Annotated in this window: 18 protein-coding genes and 1 other RNA gene; 9 read left to right on the plus strand and 10 right to left on the minus strand. The window is 41.3% G+C overall.

Annotated features, from left to right (window positions below):
* Positions 1-134: 134 nt before the first annotated feature.
* On the plus strand, positions 135-2,741 hold the full coding sequence (gene mutS / locus ABTV71_RS04015; protein ID WP_433902320.1) for a DNA mismatch repair protein MutS: 2,607 nt from the start codon (positions 135-137) through the stop codon (positions 2,739-2,741).
* A 95-nt stretch (positions 2,742-2,836) separates the two neighbouring features.
* Here the strand turns inward: mutS and ABTV71_RS04020 are convergent, their stop codons facing one another.
* Positions 2,837-3,982 carry a hypothetical protein gene (locus tag ABTV71_RS04020; protein WP_433902321.1) on the minus strand — a complete coding sequence of 382 codons (1,146 nt, stop codon included), beginning with the start codon at positions 3,980-3,982 and terminating at the stop codon, positions 2,837-2,839.
* A 94-nt stretch (positions 3,983-4,076) separates the two neighbouring features.
* On the opposite strand from ABTV71_RS04020, the gene ABTV71_RS04025 reads away from it, so the two are divergent.
* Both ABTV71_RS04025 and ABTV71_RS04030 read left to right on the plus strand, forming a co-directional pair.
* A complete protein-coding gene (locus tag ABTV71_RS04025; protein WP_433902322.1) occupies positions 4,077-4,784 on the plus strand; it encodes a tRNA1(Val) (adenine(37)-N6)-methyltransferase in 708 nt (235 codons plus the stop codon).
* A 3-nt stretch (positions 4,785-4,787) separates the two neighbouring features.
* Positions 4,788-5,282: a metallophosphoesterase family protein gene (locus ABTV71_RS04030; protein ID WP_433902323.1), complete on the plus strand. Its 495-nt coding sequence runs from the start codon at positions 4,788-4,790 to the stop codon at positions 5,280-5,282.
* A 160-nt stretch (positions 5,283-5,442) separates the two neighbouring features.
* On the opposite strand, the gene ABTV71_RS04035 is transcribed toward ABTV71_RS04030, so the two are convergent.
* On the minus strand, positions 5,443-5,778 hold the full coding sequence (locus ABTV71_RS04035) for a MerR family transcriptional regulator (RefSeq protein WP_077437903.1): 336 nt from the start codon (positions 5,776-5,778) through the stop codon (positions 5,443-5,445).
* A 221-nt stretch (positions 5,779-5,999) separates the two neighbouring features.
* On the opposite strand from ABTV71_RS04035, the gene ABTV71_RS04040 reads away from it, so the two are divergent.
* Positions 6,000-6,368, plus strand: a complete 369-nt coding sequence (locus ABTV71_RS04040; RefSeq protein WP_245971365.1) for a hypothetical protein — start codon at positions 6,000-6,002, stop codon at positions 6,366-6,368.
* 83 nt (positions 6,369-6,451) lie between these two features.
* On the opposite strand, the gene accD is transcribed toward ABTV71_RS04040, so the two are convergent.
* The 5 genes from accD to dprA all read right to left on the minus strand — a co-directional run bounded on the left by accD (position 6,452) and on the right by dprA (position 10,657).
* Complete coding sequence (gene accD, locus ABTV71_RS04045) at positions 6,452-7,294, minus strand: acetyl-CoA carboxylase, carboxyltransferase subunit beta (RefSeq protein WP_121125500.1); 843 nt, start codon at positions 7,292-7,294, stop codon at positions 6,452-6,454.
* Positions 7,295-7,505: 211 nt separating this feature from the next.
* An RNA gene (ffs, locus tag ABTV71_RS04050) (signal recognition particle sRNA small type) lies at positions 7,506-7,603 on the minus strand.
* A gap of 151 nt (positions 7,604-7,754) precedes the next feature.
* Entirely contained in the window at positions 7,755-7,982 is a 228-nt protein-coding gene (locus ABTV71_RS04055; RefSeq protein WP_121125499.1) for a DUF6814 family protein, read from the minus strand.
* Positions 7,975-9,477, minus strand: a complete 1,503-nt coding sequence (locus tag ABTV71_RS04060; RefSeq protein ID WP_433902324.1) for an MFS transporter — start codon at positions 9,475-9,477, stop codon at positions 7,975-7,977. Before ABTV71_RS04060 ends, ABTV71_RS04055 begins: the two co-directional genes overlap by 8 nt.
* 58 nt (positions 9,478-9,535) lie before the next feature.
* Positions 9,536-10,657 (minus strand): DNA-processing protein DprA, encoded by a 1,122-nt coding sequence (gene dprA / locus ABTV71_RS04065; RefSeq protein ID WP_121125497.1) that lies wholly within the window; start codon positions 10,655-10,657, stop codon positions 9,536-9,538.
* 245 nt (positions 10,658-10,902) lie between these two features.
* Here dprA and ABTV71_RS04070 point away from each other — a divergent pair, with 245 nt between their 5' ends.
* Both ABTV71_RS04070 and ABTV71_RS04075 read left to right on the plus strand, forming a co-directional pair.
* The gene (locus tag ABTV71_RS04070; RefSeq protein ID WP_121125496.1) at positions 10,903-11,136 is read left to right on the plus strand and encodes a hypothetical protein; all 234 of its coding nucleotides are present in this window, start codon (positions 10,903-10,905) and stop codon (positions 11,134-11,136) included.
* Positions 11,137-11,191: 55 nt separating this feature from the next.
* Positions 11,192-11,377, plus strand: coding sequence for a hypothetical protein (locus ABTV71_RS04075; RefSeq protein ID WP_433902325.1), 186 nt, complete (start codon positions 11,192-11,194; stop codon positions 11,375-11,377).
* Here the strand turns inward: ABTV71_RS04075 and rsmG are convergent, their stop codons facing one another.
* Entirely contained in the window at positions 11,378-12,016 is a 639-nt protein-coding gene (rsmG, locus tag ABTV71_RS04080) for a 16S rRNA (guanine(527)-N(7))-methyltransferase RsmG (protein WP_183078737.1), read from the minus strand. It lies immediately after the preceding gene.
* Between the two features lie 21 nt (positions 12,017-12,037).
* Positions 12,038-13,201, minus strand: coding sequence for a glycosyltransferase (locus ABTV71_RS04085; RefSeq protein ID WP_433902326.1), 1,164 nt, complete (start codon positions 13,199-13,201; stop codon positions 12,038-12,040).
* A gap of 226 nt (positions 13,202-13,427) precedes the next feature.
* Between ABTV71_RS04085 and tgt the strand changes: the two genes are divergently transcribed.
* The 3 genes from tgt to ABTV71_RS04100 all read left to right on the plus strand — a co-directional run bounded on the left by tgt (position 13,428) and on the right by ABTV71_RS04100 (position 16,757).
* Positions 13,428-14,558: a tRNA guanosine(34) transglycosylase Tgt gene (gene tgt / locus ABTV71_RS04090; protein ID WP_108635974.1), complete on the plus strand. Its 1,131-nt coding sequence runs from the start codon at positions 13,428-13,430 to the stop codon at positions 14,556-14,558.
* Positions 14,559-14,659: 101 nt separating this feature from the next.
* Positions 14,660-15,739, plus strand: coding sequence for an LptF/LptG family permease (locus tag ABTV71_RS04095; protein ID WP_121125493.1), 1,080 nt, complete (start codon positions 14,660-14,662; stop codon positions 15,737-15,739).
* A gap of 106 nt (positions 15,740-15,845) precedes the next feature.
* Positions 15,846-16,757, plus strand: a complete 912-nt coding sequence (locus ABTV71_RS04100; RefSeq protein ID WP_433902327.1) for a DMT family transporter — start codon at positions 15,846-15,848, stop codon at positions 16,755-16,757.
* 119 nt (positions 16,758-16,876) lie between these two features.
* Here the strand turns inward: ABTV71_RS04100 and ABTV71_RS04105 are convergent, their stop codons facing one another.
* A complete protein-coding gene (locus ABTV71_RS04105) occupies positions 16,877-19,927 on the minus strand; it encodes a VIT domain-containing protein (RefSeq protein WP_433902328.1) in 3,051 nt (1,016 codons plus the stop codon).
* Between the last annotated feature and the right edge of the window lie 10 nt (positions 19,928-19,937).

Here is a 19,937-nt window from a genome sequence, read left to right on the forward strand (position 1 = left end):
TTATATGTAAGCCAAATATATTAATTAAAAAAAATCAATTTCTCTTAATTAATGTTAAAATTTGTTCGATATTGTAATTTGCCAAAGCGACGATATTATCCTATTTTTACGCTTCACAAATTTGATTTTAGAAGTTGGCAAAAGAAAAGAAAGTAACTCCGTTGATGCAGCAATATAATGCGATCAAGATTAAGTATCCTGGTGCATTATTGCTGTTCCGTGTTGGCGATTTTTACGAGACATTTGGTGAGGATGCAATCAAGGCGGCTCAGATTTTGGGTATCGTTTTGACGAAACGAGGAAATGGTTCGGAATCCGAAACGGCTTTGGCGGGTTTTCCACATCACTCTCTGGAGACTTATCTCCCTAAATTGGTGCGTGCAGGTCAACGGGTAGCAATCTGTGATCAGCTGGAGGATCCCAAAACAACCAAAACGATCGTCAAACGTGGCGTCACGGAATTGGTTACTCCTGGAGTCTCTTACAATGATAACATTGTTCAGCAGAAATCGAACAACTATCTGGCCTCTATTTTTACAGATAAAGATAAGATCGGTATTGCTTTTCTGGATATTTCGACAGGTGAATTTCTTGTTGCTCAGGGAAGTATATCCTATATAGATAAATTGCTTCAGGGCTTCAAGCCGACGGAGATCATTTTGCCGAAGAAACAGAGCAAGGATTTTATTGAGCAGTTCGGAGCGCACTATTATACCTATTTTTTGGACGAATGGCCTTATACCGGTGATTATGCGACAGAAGCTTTATTAAAACATTTTGAAGTTGCCTCCTTAAAGGGCTTTGGCGTGGAGCGTATGTCTGCGGGTATCGTTGCGGCGGGTGTTGCCCTGCATTACCTCAATGAGACAGAACACCGTAACCTACAACATATATCGACACTTTCCCGCATTGAAGAGGACCGGTTTATGTGGCTGGACCGATTTACAATCCGTAATCTGGAACTGATCGGATCCATGAACGAAAATGCAGTTACGCTATCAGATGTCCTCGATCATACAGCCAGTCCAATGGGCGCACGGCTTTTGAAGCGTTGGATTGTCATGCCGTTGAAAGACAAAAAGGGTATTCAGGAACGTCTGGACGTGGTGGATTTCTTTTTTAATAACCGTGAACTGCGGGACGAGCTGATCGGGCAGATTAAACAAGTTGGTGACCTGGAACGATTGATATCAAAGATCGGGCTTCAAAAGGCCAATCCGAGAGAGATCGTTCAATTGAAACGTGCTTTACATGCCATTGAAAACCTCAAGGAACTGACCGATCGTAAGGACGCGCAATCGCTGGCCCTGATATCCGATCAATTGGATGCCTGTGCCGCTATTCGAGAACGAATAGAACAACAAATACAGGCTGAGCCGCCTGTGGCCATCAATAAGGGCAACGTCATTGCTGCGGGAGTTGATGCTGAATTGGACCGCCTTCGTAAGATTTCTTTTGGTGGTAAAGATTATTTGTTGGAAATTCAAAAAAGGGAAGCTGAACTGACGGGTATCCCGTCCCTAAAGATCGCCTTCAACAATGTATTTGGTTATTATCTTGAAGTAACGAATACACATAAGGACAAAGTTCCCACGGAGTGGATCCGCAAGCAAACCTTGGTCAATGCGGAACGATATATCACAGAGGAACTGAAAGAATATGAAGAGCAGATTCTTGGAGCCGAAGAAAAAATCCAGGCATTGGAAAATAGACTCTATGCTGAACTATTGGTTGCTATTGCAGAATATATCAAACCGATTCAACTGAATGCACAGCTTATTGCCAAGCTGGACGTGCTACTTAATTTTGCCATTGTCGCAGAGAAGAACTACTACGTCAAACCGGAGGTAAGTGACAGCAAGATTTTGGATATAAAAGGTGGACGGCATCCTGTTATCGAAAAAAATCTGCCGATAGGTGAAGATTATATTACCAACGACACCTATCTCGACCCCAAAGCACAGCAGATTATTATTATCACGGGGCCGAATATGGCGGGTAAATCGGCTTTGCTCCGTCAGACAGGGCTAATTGTCCTGATGGCACAGATTGGTTGTTTTGTACCTGCCAAAGAAGCCAAAATAGGTCTTGTCGATAAAATATTTACCAGGGTAGGAGCTTCGGATAATTTGTCTTCCGGAGAGTCTACATTTATGGTGGAGATGAATGAAACCGCCAGTATCATGAATAATCTTTCGGATCGAAGTCTGATCCTTTTGGATGAAATCGGACGTGGAACAAGTACGTACGATGGAATTTCGATCGCTTGGGCAATAGCAGAATATTTACATAATCATCCTGCTGCCAAAGCGAAGACTCTCTTTGCGACACATTATCATGAATTGAATGAACTGTCAACCTCGCTTGAGCGCATAAAAAATTACAATGTTACGGTAAAGGAGGTCAATAATAAGGTGATCTTTTTGCGTAAGCTCGTACCCGGAGGATCCGAACATAGTTTTGGTATTCATGTTGCCAAGCTCGCTGGAATGCCGCCGAAGCTGTTGAACCGTGCCAATCAAATTTTGAAACGATTGGAACAGGAGCGTACAGGGGGAGAGCAGATTAAAGACAGCATGCGTAAGATTCAGAAACAGGCCTATCAGTTGCAGATGTTTTCTATAGATGATCCGGTTCTGAATAAAATCCGTGACATGTTGAACAACTTGGATGTTAACTCACTTACTCCTGTGGAGGCCTTGATGAAACTGGATGAAATTCAGCGTTTGCTAAAAAATTAGGTAAAAACAGATTGACTTATTGCGCACGTGGATCCCAAGGATCTGCTTCAACAGGAGGGAAGAGGTTCAAATGGAGAAACTGATGATAAAGTAAACTAGAACCTGAAGAAGAACGCCGCAGTTCCGTAATTCGACTGTATGGGTGTCAGTACCTTGCTGCTCGCATCATAGGGAGCATAGTGGTAAGCCACTTCAATTCCAACATATTTCTTGTTTTTCATCTGAAAAAGAGAAGCAAAACCCAAGCCTAAGTGAACATTATTAATGGTTACCATACGATCGTTGTAACCACCCTCATAATAGTAACCGTCCGGGTCATAATATCCGTCTGAATAGACGCTCTCCGTGATGCCCGTATCTGTAATATCTATCCCTATTATGCCTTTGGGAATCAGGATGCATTTTTCGTTATCAAAAATTTTATAGCCTAGGGAACCACCTATAAACCCGGTGGCGGAGGAATTGACCGTAACATCGGATCCTTCATAATTATAGGCGATATTTTTATCATTTGAATTGATCCGCACATGGAAACCGCCTTCGAAAATAAATTTGCGTTCCAATGAACTCATAAGCATAAATCCAAACATGAAATTTGTTCCAAAAATCTTGTTTGAACCTCCAAGAGGACTTATCAAACCGATGAGCGGAACATAGCCCAGTTTGGATCTACTTCTGTTTCCGTAGGCTTGAGGAAGATTCTTCTGTTGTTCTGTAATTTGTGGTGCCGGTTCATCTTCTGGGCTATCGGTGTCGGCAAACAGATGAAGAATATCTCTTTCACGGTCATCGAGACTGTAGTTAGTTGAGGAGAGCAGCGCGCGGGCTCTTATCTTGATTAAATTGTCCAGGGGATGCCGAAGGGGAAAGAAATTGTATATCGATTTATTTTGTTCATATTGCTGGGCGAAGTCGTCCCGGTCAGCAGCATCTAAACGTTGAACAAATGTCTTGTCCAATTGATTACTGATATAACGTTCTATTTCTGTACCACTATCCTTTTTCTCGATAATGAGCAGAAGAATGCGTAAACGCTGGCTGAATTCCGGTATACCACAGCTGGCCTGTAAGGTATTCAATAGGGACGGGATTTTGTCGAACTCATTGTTGTTCAACGCTCCTGTTATTAAAGGAAGGACCTCTGCTGTATATTTTTCGCATGTTTCTTGTGCCGAAGTTTTTTGTGGTGCAAGAAAACAAATGAAAGCAAATACTGCAAAAATGAACTGACGGATCATCATGGCTTACGGATTTATCAGAGACTAAATTAATAAATAAATTGAATGATGTCTTTGTTATTTGTGGCAAACATCTCAAAAGTTTTATCTTTGGCTCATGGCGTCTATATTTCGATTTAAACAATTTGAAGTTGATCAATCCAATTGTGCGATGAAGATCAATACAGATGGCGTATTGTTAGCGTCATTGGTCGATACGGATGGTGCGAGGCGGATGCTGGATGTCGGTACGGGCACAGGTGTGATCGCCCTTATGTTGGCTCAACGGATGATTGACAGCCAGGTGGAGGCCGTGGAGATAGATGAACTTGCAGCAGAGATGGCTAGAAGAAATTTTAATAATTCGATTTTTAAGGATCGGCTCGTATTGCATGCGACTGCTTTTCAACACTTACAAATAAGCGATCACTACGATCTGATTGTATCAAATCCTCCTTTTTACACAGATTCACTGCATAATCCAGATGTCCGGAAGAAATTAGCCCGGCATACGGATCTGGACTTTTTTCGAGAATTACTACAGTTCGCGTCGTCGTATTTAACTTCTAACGGTAAAATTGTTCTGATTCTTCCTACACAACTCGCGGAAACAGTAATAGCATTGGCAGTGGAACGTCGCTTGTATCGTACCGCTGAAATTGAAATAAGCTCATTCGTTGGAGAGCCCGTGATTCGAAAGATCGTTACTTTTGAACGTATGCCAAATACGACGGTTGACCGACGTGAATTTGTGATTTATAAATCCAGGGGCGTTTACTCGGATTCGTACAAGAATGCTCTGTCGCCTTATTTTTTAGCTTTCTAAACTATGACAAAAATTGGACTTCTTTCGGATACACATTCCTATTTAGACGAATCTGTATTCAAGTACTTTGCTGATTGCGATGAGATTTGGCATGCTGGGGATTTCGGCGACGCCGATATTGCGGACCAACTAGAAGCTTTTAGACCTTTGCGTGGGGTGTACGGAAATATTGACGGAAAAGATCTTCGCTTGCGTTTTCCTGAAGATTTAAGATTTACCTGTGAAGAGGTGGAGGTTTTTATGACCCATATTGGGGGCTATCCGGGGAAGTATGCTCCTCGAATCAAGGCCGACCTATTGGCTGATCCCCCAAAATTGTTTATCACTGGGCATTCCCATATCCTTAAGGTTGTTTTTGACCCGAAAATCCATTGCCTTCATCTCAATCCAGGTGCTGCAGGCAAACATGGTTGGCATAAAGTAAGAACACTTATGCGCTTTGAGATCAATAAGGACAAGATTGAAAATCTTGAAGTGATTGAGCTCAAGGGGAGATAGCCCATAAATAGACCTATCATTTATTGACGTTTGCAGATGAGATTTTATCAGCCCGAACAAACTGCTGCCCGTTTTATATTAGGTTTTTTGTTTGGCGTTATCAAACTCTAAAGGGGCGTGCTACAGCTCTTGTCTTAAGATGGATATATAGAAGATATTCTTATAAAGAGTCACGGACTTCCAGCAAGAAGCTCTTCAGGCGTTCTAAAGAATCCACAACACGTTGATTTTCTTTTGCCTCGGATTTGTTGTCACGGAGATAGTCTCTTGCACCTTGTAACGTATATCCTTTTTCTTTTACCAAATTGAAGATGATTTTGAGGTTTGCGATATCTTCCTGCGTAAAAAGTCGGTTGCCCTTTTTATTTTTCTTGGGTTGAAGAATGTCAAACTCACGCTCATAAAAACGTATCTGGGATGCATTTACATCAAACATCTCTGTAACTTCCCCCATTGTATAATACAATTTATTTATTTCACGCTCTTTGTACGGCATATCATCGCAATTAATCTATAGCAAACTTAATAAAAATTCCAATTCAAAAAGAAATTTTGCGGTTTCTTATTTTAGATTGCCGGGAAACAAAGCGGTGAAAGAGAGCCGGTAATTGAAGTTCTGATCTATACATGGTCTTAGCCACTTTGGGACTGGGACATTGCAAGTTGTTGTTATGGCGCTATGGTGCGCATTGTAAATAAGGACTAAATTAGCTAAGTTTGACTGGGGTTGAACCTATATGGACAGATCGGATGATTATCGTTAGCAAATTTTGGACAAATTTATTCTCTTTTGGGAAAGCCGATGCAATTACTATTTTTCCAATTATATTTCTGAAACATGCATTTTTTAAAGATAACAAGGAGCTGATCCGCCACGAGCGTATCCACTTGCGGCAAGCTTTAGAACTGGGGATTGTGTTTTTTTATCTCTGGTATTTATGCGAATTTATGGTTCGCTTTGCCCATTTTCAGAATTTTGACAAAGCTTACCGCCAAATTTCCTTTGAACGGGAAGCTTATCGTCACGAAGATGATCCTGCCTATTTATCCAGAAGAAAGATCTGGGCATTTTGGAAATACATATAATTGACACGATCAGCAATTTAAATTGCATAAAAAAAGCTCTTAAAATATGTTAAGAGCCTTTTTGTATATTTAATTTTTACGTTTTATCCGACTAATTTGAGATAAGTGGCTACTTTGTCTTTTAATTGTCTACGGTCAACGATAAAATCCAAGAATCCATGTTCAAGTACAAACTCAGATGTCTGGAATCCTTTAGGAAGGTCCTTTTTGATTGTTTCTTTAATAACACGAGGGCCGGCGAATCCGATCAACGCGCCGGGTTCAGCAATATTAACATCGCCCAGCATGGCATAAGATGCTGTTACTCCGCCGGTGGTCGGGTCAGTCAGTAGACATACGTAAGGAAGCCCTGCTTGTGCCAGTAACGCTAATTTGGCTGAAGTTTTTGCCATTTGCATCAAAGAGAAAGCGGCTTCCATCATACGTGCACCGCCTGATTTTGAGATCAGCATAAAAGGAATTTTATGCTCGAGGCAGTAATCAATGGAGCGCGCGATTTTTTCTCCAACGACAGATCCCATCGATCCGCCGATAAAGCTAAAGTCCATACAAGCGATCACGATGTCTTGGCCATTCATTTTACCGTGACCAGAGCGTATCGCATCTTTAAGGCCCGTTTTTGCTTGACTTTCTTTTAAGCGTTCAGGATATGGTTTTGAATCGAAAAATTCCAGCGGGTCACCAGAATTTAGGTTGGGAAACAGTTCAGTAAATTCGTTATTGTCAAATAAAATTGAAAAATATTCTTTGGAGCCAATTCTTAAATGATGGCCACAATATTGACAAACATAGTCGTTTTCTACTTGTTCAAGATGCAACAGTGGTTTTTTACACGTGGGACACTTGTTCCACATACCATCCGGTGCTTCTTTTTTATTAGCGGTAGCTGTGCTAATACCAGCTTTTTCTCTTTTAAACCAACTCATACGATAGTTCTTATTCGATTACAAACTTAGATAAAAATGCTTTTATATACAATTATAATTGTGTTGAATGTAAAGGGCAGTAAATCAATTGTTTCGTGTGTTAAGGGACACTGGTCGGCGGATAAGACACTCGATTTGAGAGCATATTGTTGGGCTAAATTGGGGTGGCTGAGGTTGAGGACGATCCCTGATCAAAAATTTGGGCACAAAAAAAGGGTAAGCTACTTCTATCGCACCGCTCAACCAAATACCCTTGCTTTGTTCCCAACCTGGGGGAGTCAATGGGAGCTGGTCGTAGAAGACTTACCCAGCACAAAAGTAGAAAAAAAAATAGTTTTAGGAAAGAAAAAATGCCTTTTTCTCCTACTTTGCTGATTCTCATTAGAATAAATTGTTCAAAGGGCCATCTTGTTGGTATAAATAATCCTTTAAGATGGCCATGAAGCCTTTTTTTTATGCATTACATCTTCTTTCTGTCGTATTCGCCCAGCAAAGAATAGTAGCCAAACAGCCCCAAACCGAGGGAAATGATCGGCGTTAAGATACAGAGGATAATGATGCCAAAGACCAGATCCTCTTGATGTCCTGTAGCAATTTTAGGTAATGCCAATTCAAAAATGGAAAAATATGCCGTGTATATGGCTAGTATGATCCATACTATACCGAGAAGTTTTTTCAGATTATTCATGGTTCGGAGGTGTTGATTTGTTGTTGATGTATAGACTACCGATAATAAAGCAGACTGCAGCAATAAGGATAGGATACCCTAGTCCCGCCAGATAAAACTGTGGCGTATTCGAGGCTTCTGCATTTGTGGTAAGGTAGGTGGAAACTGCCGGAAGGAGCCCTCCAAATATACCGTTGCCCACATGATACGGTAAAGACATGGAGGTATATCGGATTTTTACAGGAAACAGTTCTACTAAAAATGCTGCAATAGGTCCATAAACCATCGTAATATAGATGACCTGTATAAATATAAGGACAACGAGCAGTATGTAATTTTTGCCTGTTAAATGTACGGTTGTTTTGACCGTTTCTTTTCCTTTAAGGTCTCCTTCCTGATGTTGTATTTTTGAACTGGTCATTTCTGTCCCATCGGCATATTGGCTTTTTGTGATGGTAACAATGGTCGAATTCTGCTGTATGCTCGGTACTGTTGTTTCGTCGAGCTTGTTTTTTTGCTGTACATTTGATAGCTGATACATCGCTTCGTAAATGGGGCGATAGGTCAGCACCGCCAGGAGCATACCACCCAGCATAATCCACTTGCGACCAACCTTATCGCTAAGCCATCCAAATACGACAAAAAATGGAGTGCCTAATAATAACGCGATACCTAAAATGGTATCTGCCTGATCGGATTGCACGTGCATGACTGTTTTCATGAAACTCATGGAGTAAAACTGTCCTGTGTACCATACCACTCCCTGGCCCATGGCGGCTCCAAATAAGGCGAGTAATACAAATTTGAGGTTATAGCGATTTCCGAAACTTTCCTTGAGTGGGTTTGTACTTGTCTTACCTTCTGCTTTCGCTTTGCTAAACTCAGGCGATTCCTTCATTTTTTTACGGATCAGGTATGAAACATAGACCATTACTAAGGAGAGTAGGAAAGGGATACGCCATCCCCAGCTGTCAAATTGTATCTCACTCAGAAAACTTTTGGTTAAAAGAATCACCACAAGGGATATAAACAGCCCAAATGTGGCGGTGGTCTGTATCCAGGATGTCCAATAACCACGTTGCCCCAACGGAGCATGTTCGGCGACATAAGTCGCCGCACCACCATATTCGCCGCCCAGAGCGAGTCCTTGCAGAAGCCGTAGGATCAAAACAATCAATGGTGCCCAAAAACCGATCGTTTCGTAACTTGGAATACAACCAATCAGAAAGGTTGCGCCACCCATCAGCATCAGTGTTACCATAAAGGTGTATTTGCGGCCGATGATATCGCCCAAGCGACCAAAAAACAATGCTCCAAAAGGGCGTACGACAAATCCAGCGGCAAAAGTTGCCAATGTCGATAGAAAGGCCGCTGTGGGATTATCGGCAGGAAAAAATTTGGTTGAAATTACGATGGAGAGACTTCCAAAAATAAAAAAGTCATACCACTCAATGAGAGTGCCCATGGATGAGGCGCCGATGACTTTCCAGATGCTCTTTGTGCTGTTTTCGTTCATTAATAATCGGTTTAGTGTTATTGAATTAATTTTTACGTTTATTAGGTCGTCCTTACATTTACTTGGCCACCAATGGTGACGCCGCAAGCGATTTATATACTTTTCCGGGGAGTGAACGGATCAACGATTGCATTTCCAGTTCTAATAAGACCAGGGCCAGCTTACTCTGCGGCCAGCTCAGCAGCTTGATCATTTGATCAAGTTCCAGTTGTCCGCTTTGGTGAATGAGAGTGAAAAGGCTTTCCTGATCTTTAGTCAAACTCAATGGGAGGGCTAACTGCTGGTATACGTCATTTTTTTTACTGATTTCCCAATTCATGACATAAGCGAGATCTTCGGCATGTCTGATCATGTGGGCACGATTTGTTTTGATCAGATAATTGGTTCCTTCACTGCTCTTCTCGTATATGGATCCCGGAAAGGCACATACGTCTCTGTTATAACTATTCGCTATTTCGGCTGTAATTAATGCGCCGCCCTTAATTGCCGCTTCTACCACGATAGTAACATCTGCCATCCCGGCGATAATGCGGTTACGCATTGGAAAATTGACTCGTTCGGGTATGGTCTCAGATGTGAATTCGGTTAATAGTCCACCATTTTCGAGCATTTTTGATGCGAGTTCGCGATGAGATGCTGGGTATATCCGATCCAGTCCATGAGCTAGTACCGCAACGGTCGGGATATTATTTTTTAAGGCATTGCGGTGTGCCAGAGCATCAATGCCATAGGCTAGGCCGCTGACGATCAGCGTGTCCCGGTTTTCATTTAAGTCACTGATCAGGTCCTCGCATATTTTCTGCCCATAATGTGTCGCATTTCTTGTCCCGACGATGCTGATGACTTTTGTTGCGTTGAGCACTGCATTTCCCTTGTAATATAACATGAGGGGGGCATCATCACATTGTTTTAGTCTATCGGGGTATTCCTTATCTTCGATCCATAGCGCTTTAATGTGATGTTTGTCGATAAAAGCGAGTTCCTTTTCGCAGGCTGACAGGTAAGTTTTGTTACGGACAGCATCGGCGATAGATGCCTTCACCCCCGGGATCTGCATCAGTTCTTTTTTTGAGTAAGAGAAGAAATCCGCTAAGTTGTCGCAATGGTCCATGATATTACGCGCTGTTCTAGGGCCAATGCCCTTGATCTTAGTCAAAGCTATGGGATAGATTAATTTCATAATTGGGTACTCTAAATATAGTGAAAAATTATAAATCTTGTAGTGCTTTTCATTAGAATTAATCATTTGATTTTGTGGCCGTTTTCCGCAAATCTTAGTTGTGTTGTTTCTTCTGATAAGCCGTAACCCTGAGATCGTATTGCTGGTTGATTTCAGAACCGTTCCTTTTAGGGGAACAATTTGAGGCTGTTTTTGCGAAGAATGGTTTGATTTGGTAGCTTTGTTGAATTAACAATATTTTTAGTATGGAAATGAAAGAACCTTTTGATATAGAATTGGGCGATATAATTTATTCTGTTTTTCCGGAAGAAGAAGATACCTATGTGATCTTTAAAGAAGGAATGGAATATGTGAAAATTATAAAGGATACCGATACCACTTGGCTAAAACTAAATCCAGAAACCGAATTGCCGATGTTTGGAATGGATGAAGAGATTAATCTGATCGGGGAAGAGATCAAAAAAGAACTTAACCAATAAGTCTTATAAGTTAAAGATCGTTAAAATTATTTTGCTATTTTTAATCGCTCTTTGCATGTATCTGGCCTCTGATCGGCAGGTCTTTGCGCTACTTAAAGAGGTTATTTTGGAGGATACTGTGAAGAATAAGGGAAAAGATACGCTTAGACTGGATACGAGTCAGATCATTCGTGAATACCTGGATTCTGTAACCATTATCCACAGGCGGCTTCAACTGCCTATGGATAATGCTAAACTTTGATTACATCGGTACGTATACCAAATATTTTGTTTCAAAAAAATCTTCCTTAAAGTAGCCCGAGAGCGGGTACAATTCGGCTTTTAGTTTGGATTCTTTGATTTCTTCGCTCAGGTCACCACCTTTTAGATAAAGAATTCCGTTGGGAATACCGTTTTTATCTTTCTTTGCGAATTTGTTTCGGATCCAGGGGGTGAATTCTCCAAGTCTAGTTACTGCCCGAGAGATGACAAAATCATATTTGTCATCCAATTGTTCTGCGCGAATATGGTCGGCTTCAACATTTTTAAGGCCTAGTCCTGCGGCGACTTCACGGACTACCTTGATTTTTTTTCCGATCGAATCGACTAAGTGGAACTTGACGTCGGGGAAAAGGATCGCCATGGGGATGCCCGGAAACCCGCCACCGGTACCGACATCCAAAATCTGTGTTCCCGGAGTCAACTCCTGAACAAATTTGGCGATACCCAATGAATGTAATACGTGATGAAGATATAGGCTATCAATATCCTTACGTGAAATTACATTGATCTGACTATTCCAAAAAGTGTAGAGGTCCGCAAGTTTGGCAAACTGTTCTTTTTGTATATCCGTTAATTTCGGAAAATAGGAGTATATGATATCGACTGTAGGATTCAACATGTGATTTTTTAAAGGGGTGAATTATTTCCAGCTTATTTTTTTCTTTTTTCGGCTGAACAAACCATTGATACAAATATAGAAATAGTAGATGAAGTCTACCAAAGGAAGCCACCAAATCAGTTCTTTCACTTCGAGTTTCCTGTAAATAGATGAAAAAATGGCCCATTGGGTGAATAGTCTGAGCAGGTAAGCTGTAAGCGGAACGTACCAGAACATCGGAAAAGCAATAGCAACAGCAATCAAGGTTACGTAAAACAATACTGCAGAGACCAGTTGTATACCCAGCATGCGCTGGTGACGTTTTTTATAAATGGTAGAGGCTCCTGAATGTCTTGCTTTTTGTTTATAATAGCTTTTCCAGGTTGTTTTGGGTGCCGAGTAAACAATTGCGGTTGGTGCGAGGACGATATTGACATTGGTTGCGGTGGCATTTTGGTTGACAAAAAGATCGTCGTCCCCGGATTTGACATGCATGTGGGCGGCGAATCCTTTGTTGCGGAAGAAGAGTTCTTTTTTGTAGGCCATGTTTCGGCCAACGCCCATATAGGCGTCTCCTTTGAGTGCATAGGACAAATAGCTCATCGCGGTATGGCTCGTTTCAAACCGAATCAGCAAATTGAGTAAGCTTCTTTTTTTTAAATAAGGCGAATAGCCCAATACGATTTCGGTCTCTGGCCTAAAAGCCGATGCAACCTCTTTCAGCCACTGATCAGATTGAGGAGCACAATCTGCATCAGTAAATACCAAAGTCTGATGTTTTGAAGCCTTGATCCCCATACTTACCGCGAATTTTTTGCCATGCTTCAATCGGATATGCTCTTTGATATCGACAATTTTTAAATGGGCATATTGCTCATCAAATTCCTGGAGTATCCATGGTGTTTCATCGGTCGAAAAGTCGTTGACAACAATAACCTCAAAATTGGGATAATCTTGTTCAAGGATACTGGGCAAGTATTCACGGAGATTATCCTGCTCATTGTGCGCACAGATAATGACAGATATTGCCGGGAGATCCGTTCCATCTTGATAAGCTTCAATTTGGTACCTGCTTAATTTGCTGTAAACAAATAAGATGTAATATAATTGTGCCAATAGGAAAAGACCTAATATTCCAAATATAATATATGGAAGATTGGCCAAAAATACATGTAGGTCAAGCATAGCCCACAAAGATAAGCGCATTCATAATCTTTTTATAAAGGAAAATGATAATTTATTCGTGAAACATCCTGTTTGCAAATCTTTTTGTAGTATTTTTGCAACGTATTTTAGGAAAGGACGGGCGTAAACACACTGGCAAGCGGAACCATATTTCCGTTGTTGAAAACAGTCTTGCCCATAATTAATGGGAAAAACACATGCAGAGGTCTGTCTACTAAAATGAAATTAGTCTCAGAGGAAAATATTAATGAAATTTACGCTACAAGCACAAGATACACTATCAAAAGCACGTGCGGGTGTTGTCGAAACTGCACACGGTCCCATTCAAACTCCCATCTTTATGCCTGTTGGCACCGCCGGTACGGTGAAGGCCATTCATCAGCATGAGTTGAAAAATGATATTGAAGCACAGATTATTTTGGGGAATACCTATCATCTTTATTTGCGTCCGGGATTGAACGTCTTGAATAAAGCTGGTGGATTGCATAAGTTTAACGGCTGGGATCGTCCGATTTTGACCGATTCTGGCGGTTATCAGGTTTACTCCCTGACGGAAGTGCGTAAGATTAAAGAAGAAGGGGTAACTTTCCGTTCGCATATTGATGGTTCAAAACATCTTTTTACGCCAGAAAATGTTATGGATACGCAGCGTATTATCGGTGCGGATATCATCATGGCCTTCGATGAGTGTACACCTTACCCTTGTGATTATGGTTATGCACGTCGTTCATTGGATATGACTCACCGTTGGTTGAAGCGATGTGTCGATCGTTTTGATAGCACGGATCCGCTATATGGATATGATCAGACTTTATTTCCTATTGTACAAGGCTCAGTTTATAAGGACCTAAGAATAAAATCCGCAGAGACAATAGCCTCCTTTAACCGGGACGGAAATGCAATCGGAGGATTGTCCGTGGGTGAACCAGCAGAGGAAATGTACGCGATGACCGAAGTGGTCTGTGATATTTTGCCTAAAGAAAAACCGCGTTATTTGATGGGAGTAGGTACCCCTGTAAATATCCTGGAAAATATCGCTTTGGGAGTCGATATGTTTGACTGTGTCATGCCAACGCGTAATGCAAGAAATGGGATGCTTTTTACTCAAAACGGGATCATCAACATTAAGAATGAAAAATGGAAGGACGATTTTTCACCTATTGAAGCAGAAAGCGATTTACATGCAGATCAGTTCTATTCAAAAGCGTATTTACGGCACCTGATAAAATCACAGGAAATTTTAGGTGCACAAATTGCTTCATTACACAATTTACATTTTTATCTTTGGTTAGTCAATCAGGCCCGGGAGAAAATCATAGACGGTACATTCTATGACTGGAAAAATAAAATGGTGAAAATTTTGGATCAACGTTTGTAATGGAGTCACATAAAAAAATAAAACATAGATAAAGTATGTGAGCCCTGGGCTTGCAGAAGTAGAGTCTCAAATCTCATATCTTAATACTCAAATCTAACAATATGCTTTCGTTAATCGATCGTTACATCATCAAAAAGTATCTGACAACATTTGTTTTCACGATGGCCATATTCACTGTGGTGATGGTCGTCTTTGATGTGTCCGAAAGATTGGATGATTTTCTGAAATACAAAGCACCATTGGATAAGATTATCTTTGAGTATTATGCCGGGTTTATTCCATTTTATCTTAATTTTCTCTGTCCGTTAATTAACTTCATCGCGGTGATCTTTTTCACTTCGAAAATGGCGGACCAGACCGAGATTGTCCCGATATTAAGTGCGGGTTATAGTTTCAACCGTTTGTTGCGGCCTTATATGATAGCTGCAACAATAATCTTTGCTGTATCTTTCGTATTCAATATATTCATTATTCCGCATACCAATAAAATGAAGGTGGATTTTGAGAATATCTATGTGAAACCATTGAAGGACAACTCCCGGGTATCAACACATATGCAGCTGGATAAAAACAGTTACGTGTATATTGACAATTTTGATAATGCTACCAAGACTGGCTATGGTTTCGTCCTGGAGATTTTCAAAGGAGATACATTGAAGGAGAAGATGATGGCAGACCGTATTACCTGGGATTCAGTGGCGACGAAATGGAAAATAGAGGGATACACCAACCGTATTATCAATGGCTTACGCGAGCGAATGGACAAAGGAACAGTCAAAGATACGACATTGGATATGAAACCCTCTGATTTTGAGTTAAGGGATAATATGTTTACTGCCATGGATACGCGAGAACTCAATATCCGTATCCATAAAGAAGAAACGAGGGGAACGGGGGTAATGAATGACCTATTGCTGGAAAAATATAAACGCTATGTTTACCCATTTTCGGCTTTTGTTCTGACGCTCATGGGGGTAGCGCTTTCCTCCAAGAAAGTCAGAGGTGGTATCGGTTTAAGTCTTGGTGTCGGAATCGGCTTGAGTTTTACGTATATTGTTTTTATCCAATTTGCCACCATGTTTTCACTGAAAGGCGGATTGCCGCCGATAATTGCGGTATTGATTCCAAATGTGACTTTTTTATTGGTCGCAATTTATCTGGCGATAAAGGCGCCAAAATAACTCCGATTACGATCATCAGCTTAAGCAGCGCACAAGAAAAGGGAAAATAAGTGCTGCGCATGGTGATTTTTCATTGCCATTACAAATAATTTATATTCTATTGAATATGTCCAAAATTCATCTAAATCGGAATATCTTAATTCTGCATTTAACAATCCTGATTTGGGGATTTACGGGGATTCTAGGGAGTCTCATTTCTGTTTCTGCGATTCATCTGGTTTGGTACCGCGTGGCGATAGCTTCTATTTCTTTGCTGGCCTATTTCCTGTTGACCAAACAAACGGTAGTAGTTTCCAGAAAACAGTTTCTCCAGTTTTTTATGGTAGGGGCCGTGGTTGGTCTACATTGGGTTTTATTTTTTTATTCCATCAAAGTATCTACGGTCTCGGTCACGTTGGTAACCTTATCTTCGGTGACATTGTTTACGGCAATATTGGAACCGATTATCAATAAAAAGCGGATCGCGCTATTGGACATTGTAGTTGGTCTGGTGATCATCGTGGGGATTTATACCATATTTTCCTTTGAAACGCATTATTTGGTCGGCTTACTGGCGGGGCTTGGCTGTGCTTTTTGTGCCAGTATATTTTCCATTGCCAATGCTAGGATGGTCAAGAAATCCAGTCCGACACTGATTACGTTTTATGAAATGCTGGGTGCCTGTTTTTGGATCAGTATATTGATGCTGTTTACCGGGGATTTTAATACTGAGATGCAATTAGGTCAACAGGATCTGATCTATCTGCTATTGTTAGGGGTAGTCTGTACGGCAGTAGCCTATGTGATGGGGGTAGCGGTCATGAAAGAGCTATCGGCTTTTACGGTTGCATTGACGACGAATTTGGAGCCTGTCTATGGAATACTTTTGGCCATGTTGATCTTTGGACAGAAAGAAACCATGAGCGCTGGATTTTATCTCGGAGCTAGTATTGTTCTCGGAGCAGTGTTTACCTATCCTTATGTGAAAACAAAATTGGAGAAAAGACAGAAAGATCTTATTATCCGAAAACTACATTAAAAATTACCGGGCTGTCCAAAAAGGCGGACAGTCGGTAATCTTTTGTTGTACACACTCCTATTCCTGACAGTAGTTCGCTTTGATCGTTCAGCATATCAAGAATTCAATTGGCGGGCAAATTAAAAGGTAAATTCACCTACCAGAACATTTCTCTCCTGATCTCTATCAAGGTAAATCGTCGTGAGTTTCCGTTCCTGTCTTCCGGTGCTATAATAGGTGTATATTTCTGCCAGAACAGCAGCTGGACCGGCCAAGGTCAGAGAACTGTCGTTGTAGAAATCAACTTCTATTTTATATTTTCCTTTTAATGCTTTCTTTAATAAAAATTGTTCTGGACCGTAGCCTCCGGTAAAGTCGTTACTGAGGCGGCCGCCGATTGCTGTTGCGGGGTTGCTGTAGAAGCATTTTTCTCCGTTTGGATCAGTTACCCAAAGATCGATATCGGTGTTTTGGGAATTCCAGTTGATGACTACGCGCATGTCAACGGGTAGGTCGGCAATCAGCTTTTTCTCCACAGCAACTTTTGCAGTTGCGTTTTTCTGAAGTTTAATGAGGTTATTGATCTCCATCACAAGAATTTCTTCGATACCATCATCTCTATTTGCGGCCTCGGGTGAATAGCTTTGTGTCAAGATACCATAAAGTTCATCCAAGGCTTCTTTATAACGACCTTTATCCTGTAATACTAGGGCATAATCACGATGGCTCTGTGGATCCATTGGTCGCCATTTCAGTACTTTACCGGCTATGTACAAGGCGTTGTCGACATCACCCCATTCACGGAGCTTGTAGGAAATGGTCTTGTAAAGATCTGCATTTTCAATTTGCAGGTCTGCCAACGCACTTAGGATAAGTAAGGCCTTTTGCCTATCTCCCTTTTTGAAAAAGAAGTTGGCAACATCGAAATAGAAGGTAGGTGTTCCCATATACTGATCCCGTAGCTGAAGATAGCTTCTGTAAGGATCTTTGGATTGATTGAGTTCCTTTAGGTAAGCATTGTCTTCCTTAATTTCGGGAATACTTATTTTGCCGGTTGTGCTGCCGAGGGGACTGGTGGGTTGTACTCCAGCAACGCGTCCTTCTAGTGCCTGAACAGCATCTACAGTAGCGGTTTCTTGAAGTGCGTCGTTGGATGAGATTCCCTCCAGCATTACTTTGCTGGCCGCTTCGGTAGCAGCTCCTGAATTGGCGACTGCAGACATGCTCTTGTCTTCACTAGTCCCTACTGATGATCTGGCTTCCACAACCGGCGGTGTAGCCACTGGGCTTGCGACGGGACGGGATGGTGTGGGGGGAACAGCGATATTTACAGTGGGAGCGTCTTGGGCAATAGCTGTACCAGTAGACCGACCTGACCGATCCCGTTGTGGATATTTCGTTTTTTGCTGAAAGTCGGTATTCCACCAAGATTGAAGTTGTTCGGTGATATTCTGGGCCTGTGTCAATAAATCCGCTACGCGTTCTTCCTTTTCGATGCGCTCTTCTTTTATGAGTCGATTGAATTCGGGAAGCAACTCAGCTGGTGGCGTGATTGCATAACGTATATAATCTTCCAAATTTTCCAAAACAATTAAACTGGTGTTCCGTGTCACAATGCCAAATTGTTTTCCGATTGCTTCGATTTCATCCCGATGGTCGTCGTATTGGATGTCCAGTGTATTTATTTTCTTTTGTGCCCAGATCTGTTGCAGATCGATCTCGCCATTGTCGGACTTTAATGGAACTTTGATCTCTTTAATTATCTGTGTTCCATCACCGACTAAAAGTGTGATTTCTTTTGCATCACTGTTTTTACCAAGTCCCGAAACAGAAAAATAGGATTGAATAGGGGAGCCCTTTTCGGGATAGATTTCGGTAAAAGCATATTGTTCTTTTACACCCAAGAAGAGGAGGTCAATTGTGTTTAACGCGTTATAGGCTTGATTGGCTGTTGTTGCTGTCAAGTTGACCATTTTTCCAAAATGCGTCTGAGCAATTTGTTTGAGGTTCGCATAATCTGAGGCTGTTGAGGAAGTAATGCAATAAGTGGGCTTATCCAGCACAATTTTACCTTGGCCAAATGTAGAAAGTCCGTCACTGAAAAAGAGGTAATTTGCGCCATGCAGAACTCCGCTCTTCACTTGGCTATAATCAGTACCGCCGTCATAAACAGTCTGTTTTAGGTAATCCTTCAATTCTGTCCAGTTTCCGTTGTTGATCTGAAAAGTGCGGGCTTTACTGAAACGAATATCTAGATACCCTAGATCCACTGATATATTCTGATTTTCATTGAAAAACTGATCCAGGAGACTGAATTCTTTGTCCAGATCTCTATTTTTTGAACTTAGTGAACGATCCCAAATAATGGCGAGGCTGTTGCCCCATTTTTTTTGCGTCTGCTTTGGAATTTCCATTTTTGCATTGGCGAGAAAGTAAAAACTACCATCTTGGTTGAATTGTTTTAATCCGGAGACGGCGTTTTCGTTTAAAGGGAGCTTAATCGCCAGATTTTTTGAGGATTTAAACTGTTGCTTGTGTAGTGTAGCGGCGTAGTTATGATTTTGTTCAGCAAATGCCAAGGAACCATCGGGTTGCTCAGTAAAGCTTGGTTTTTTATTGCCTTGGTAAACGTTGATGTTCAGCTCGACGTTTTCAATAATGGAATTATAGTTCAAAGGCAGATAATAGTATAATGCCTGATCGGATTCCGGTGTTAGGTTTTCGGAATAACTAATCTGGACCGTACGCTGTCCTTTTGAAGGTAGGGGATAGATTCGGCTTCGGAAATTGTTTCCTTCTACTTTTTCAAGCAATCCGGGGTCTACTCGTCGTGTTTCTATACTTTCAAAAACTTCGGTTCCTTTATTTTTGTCCACAGGTACCGCCTGACGTAGTTTTCCATTGATATCCAGCGCATAACCGCTAACGGAAACGCCTTCAGGCATCGGGAAAGTAAGTTCTCCTTCAAGATCCCGATTTGTCGTGTTTTCGAAAGTCATGGTTATGGATGTTTTTGCAATATTTCCAAAAATACTAACAGCTACTTTTAGGTCGACGAGTTTTGCTGCATCTAGATGTTGCTCATTTTTTATTTTTAAGCTGGGGACCTCACGGGTGGGTTTTATTTGAGACTTTGTATCCACATTGGAAAATACCAATAAGGTGAGGAGGGCTAATATTGTCTTTTTCATCTTTGAAATG

This window comes from Sphingobacterium puteale (assembly GCF_050986225.1).
GTDB classification, from domain to species: Bacteria; Bacteroidota; Bacteroidia; order Sphingobacteriales; family Sphingobacteriaceae; genus Sphingobacterium; species Sphingobacterium puteale.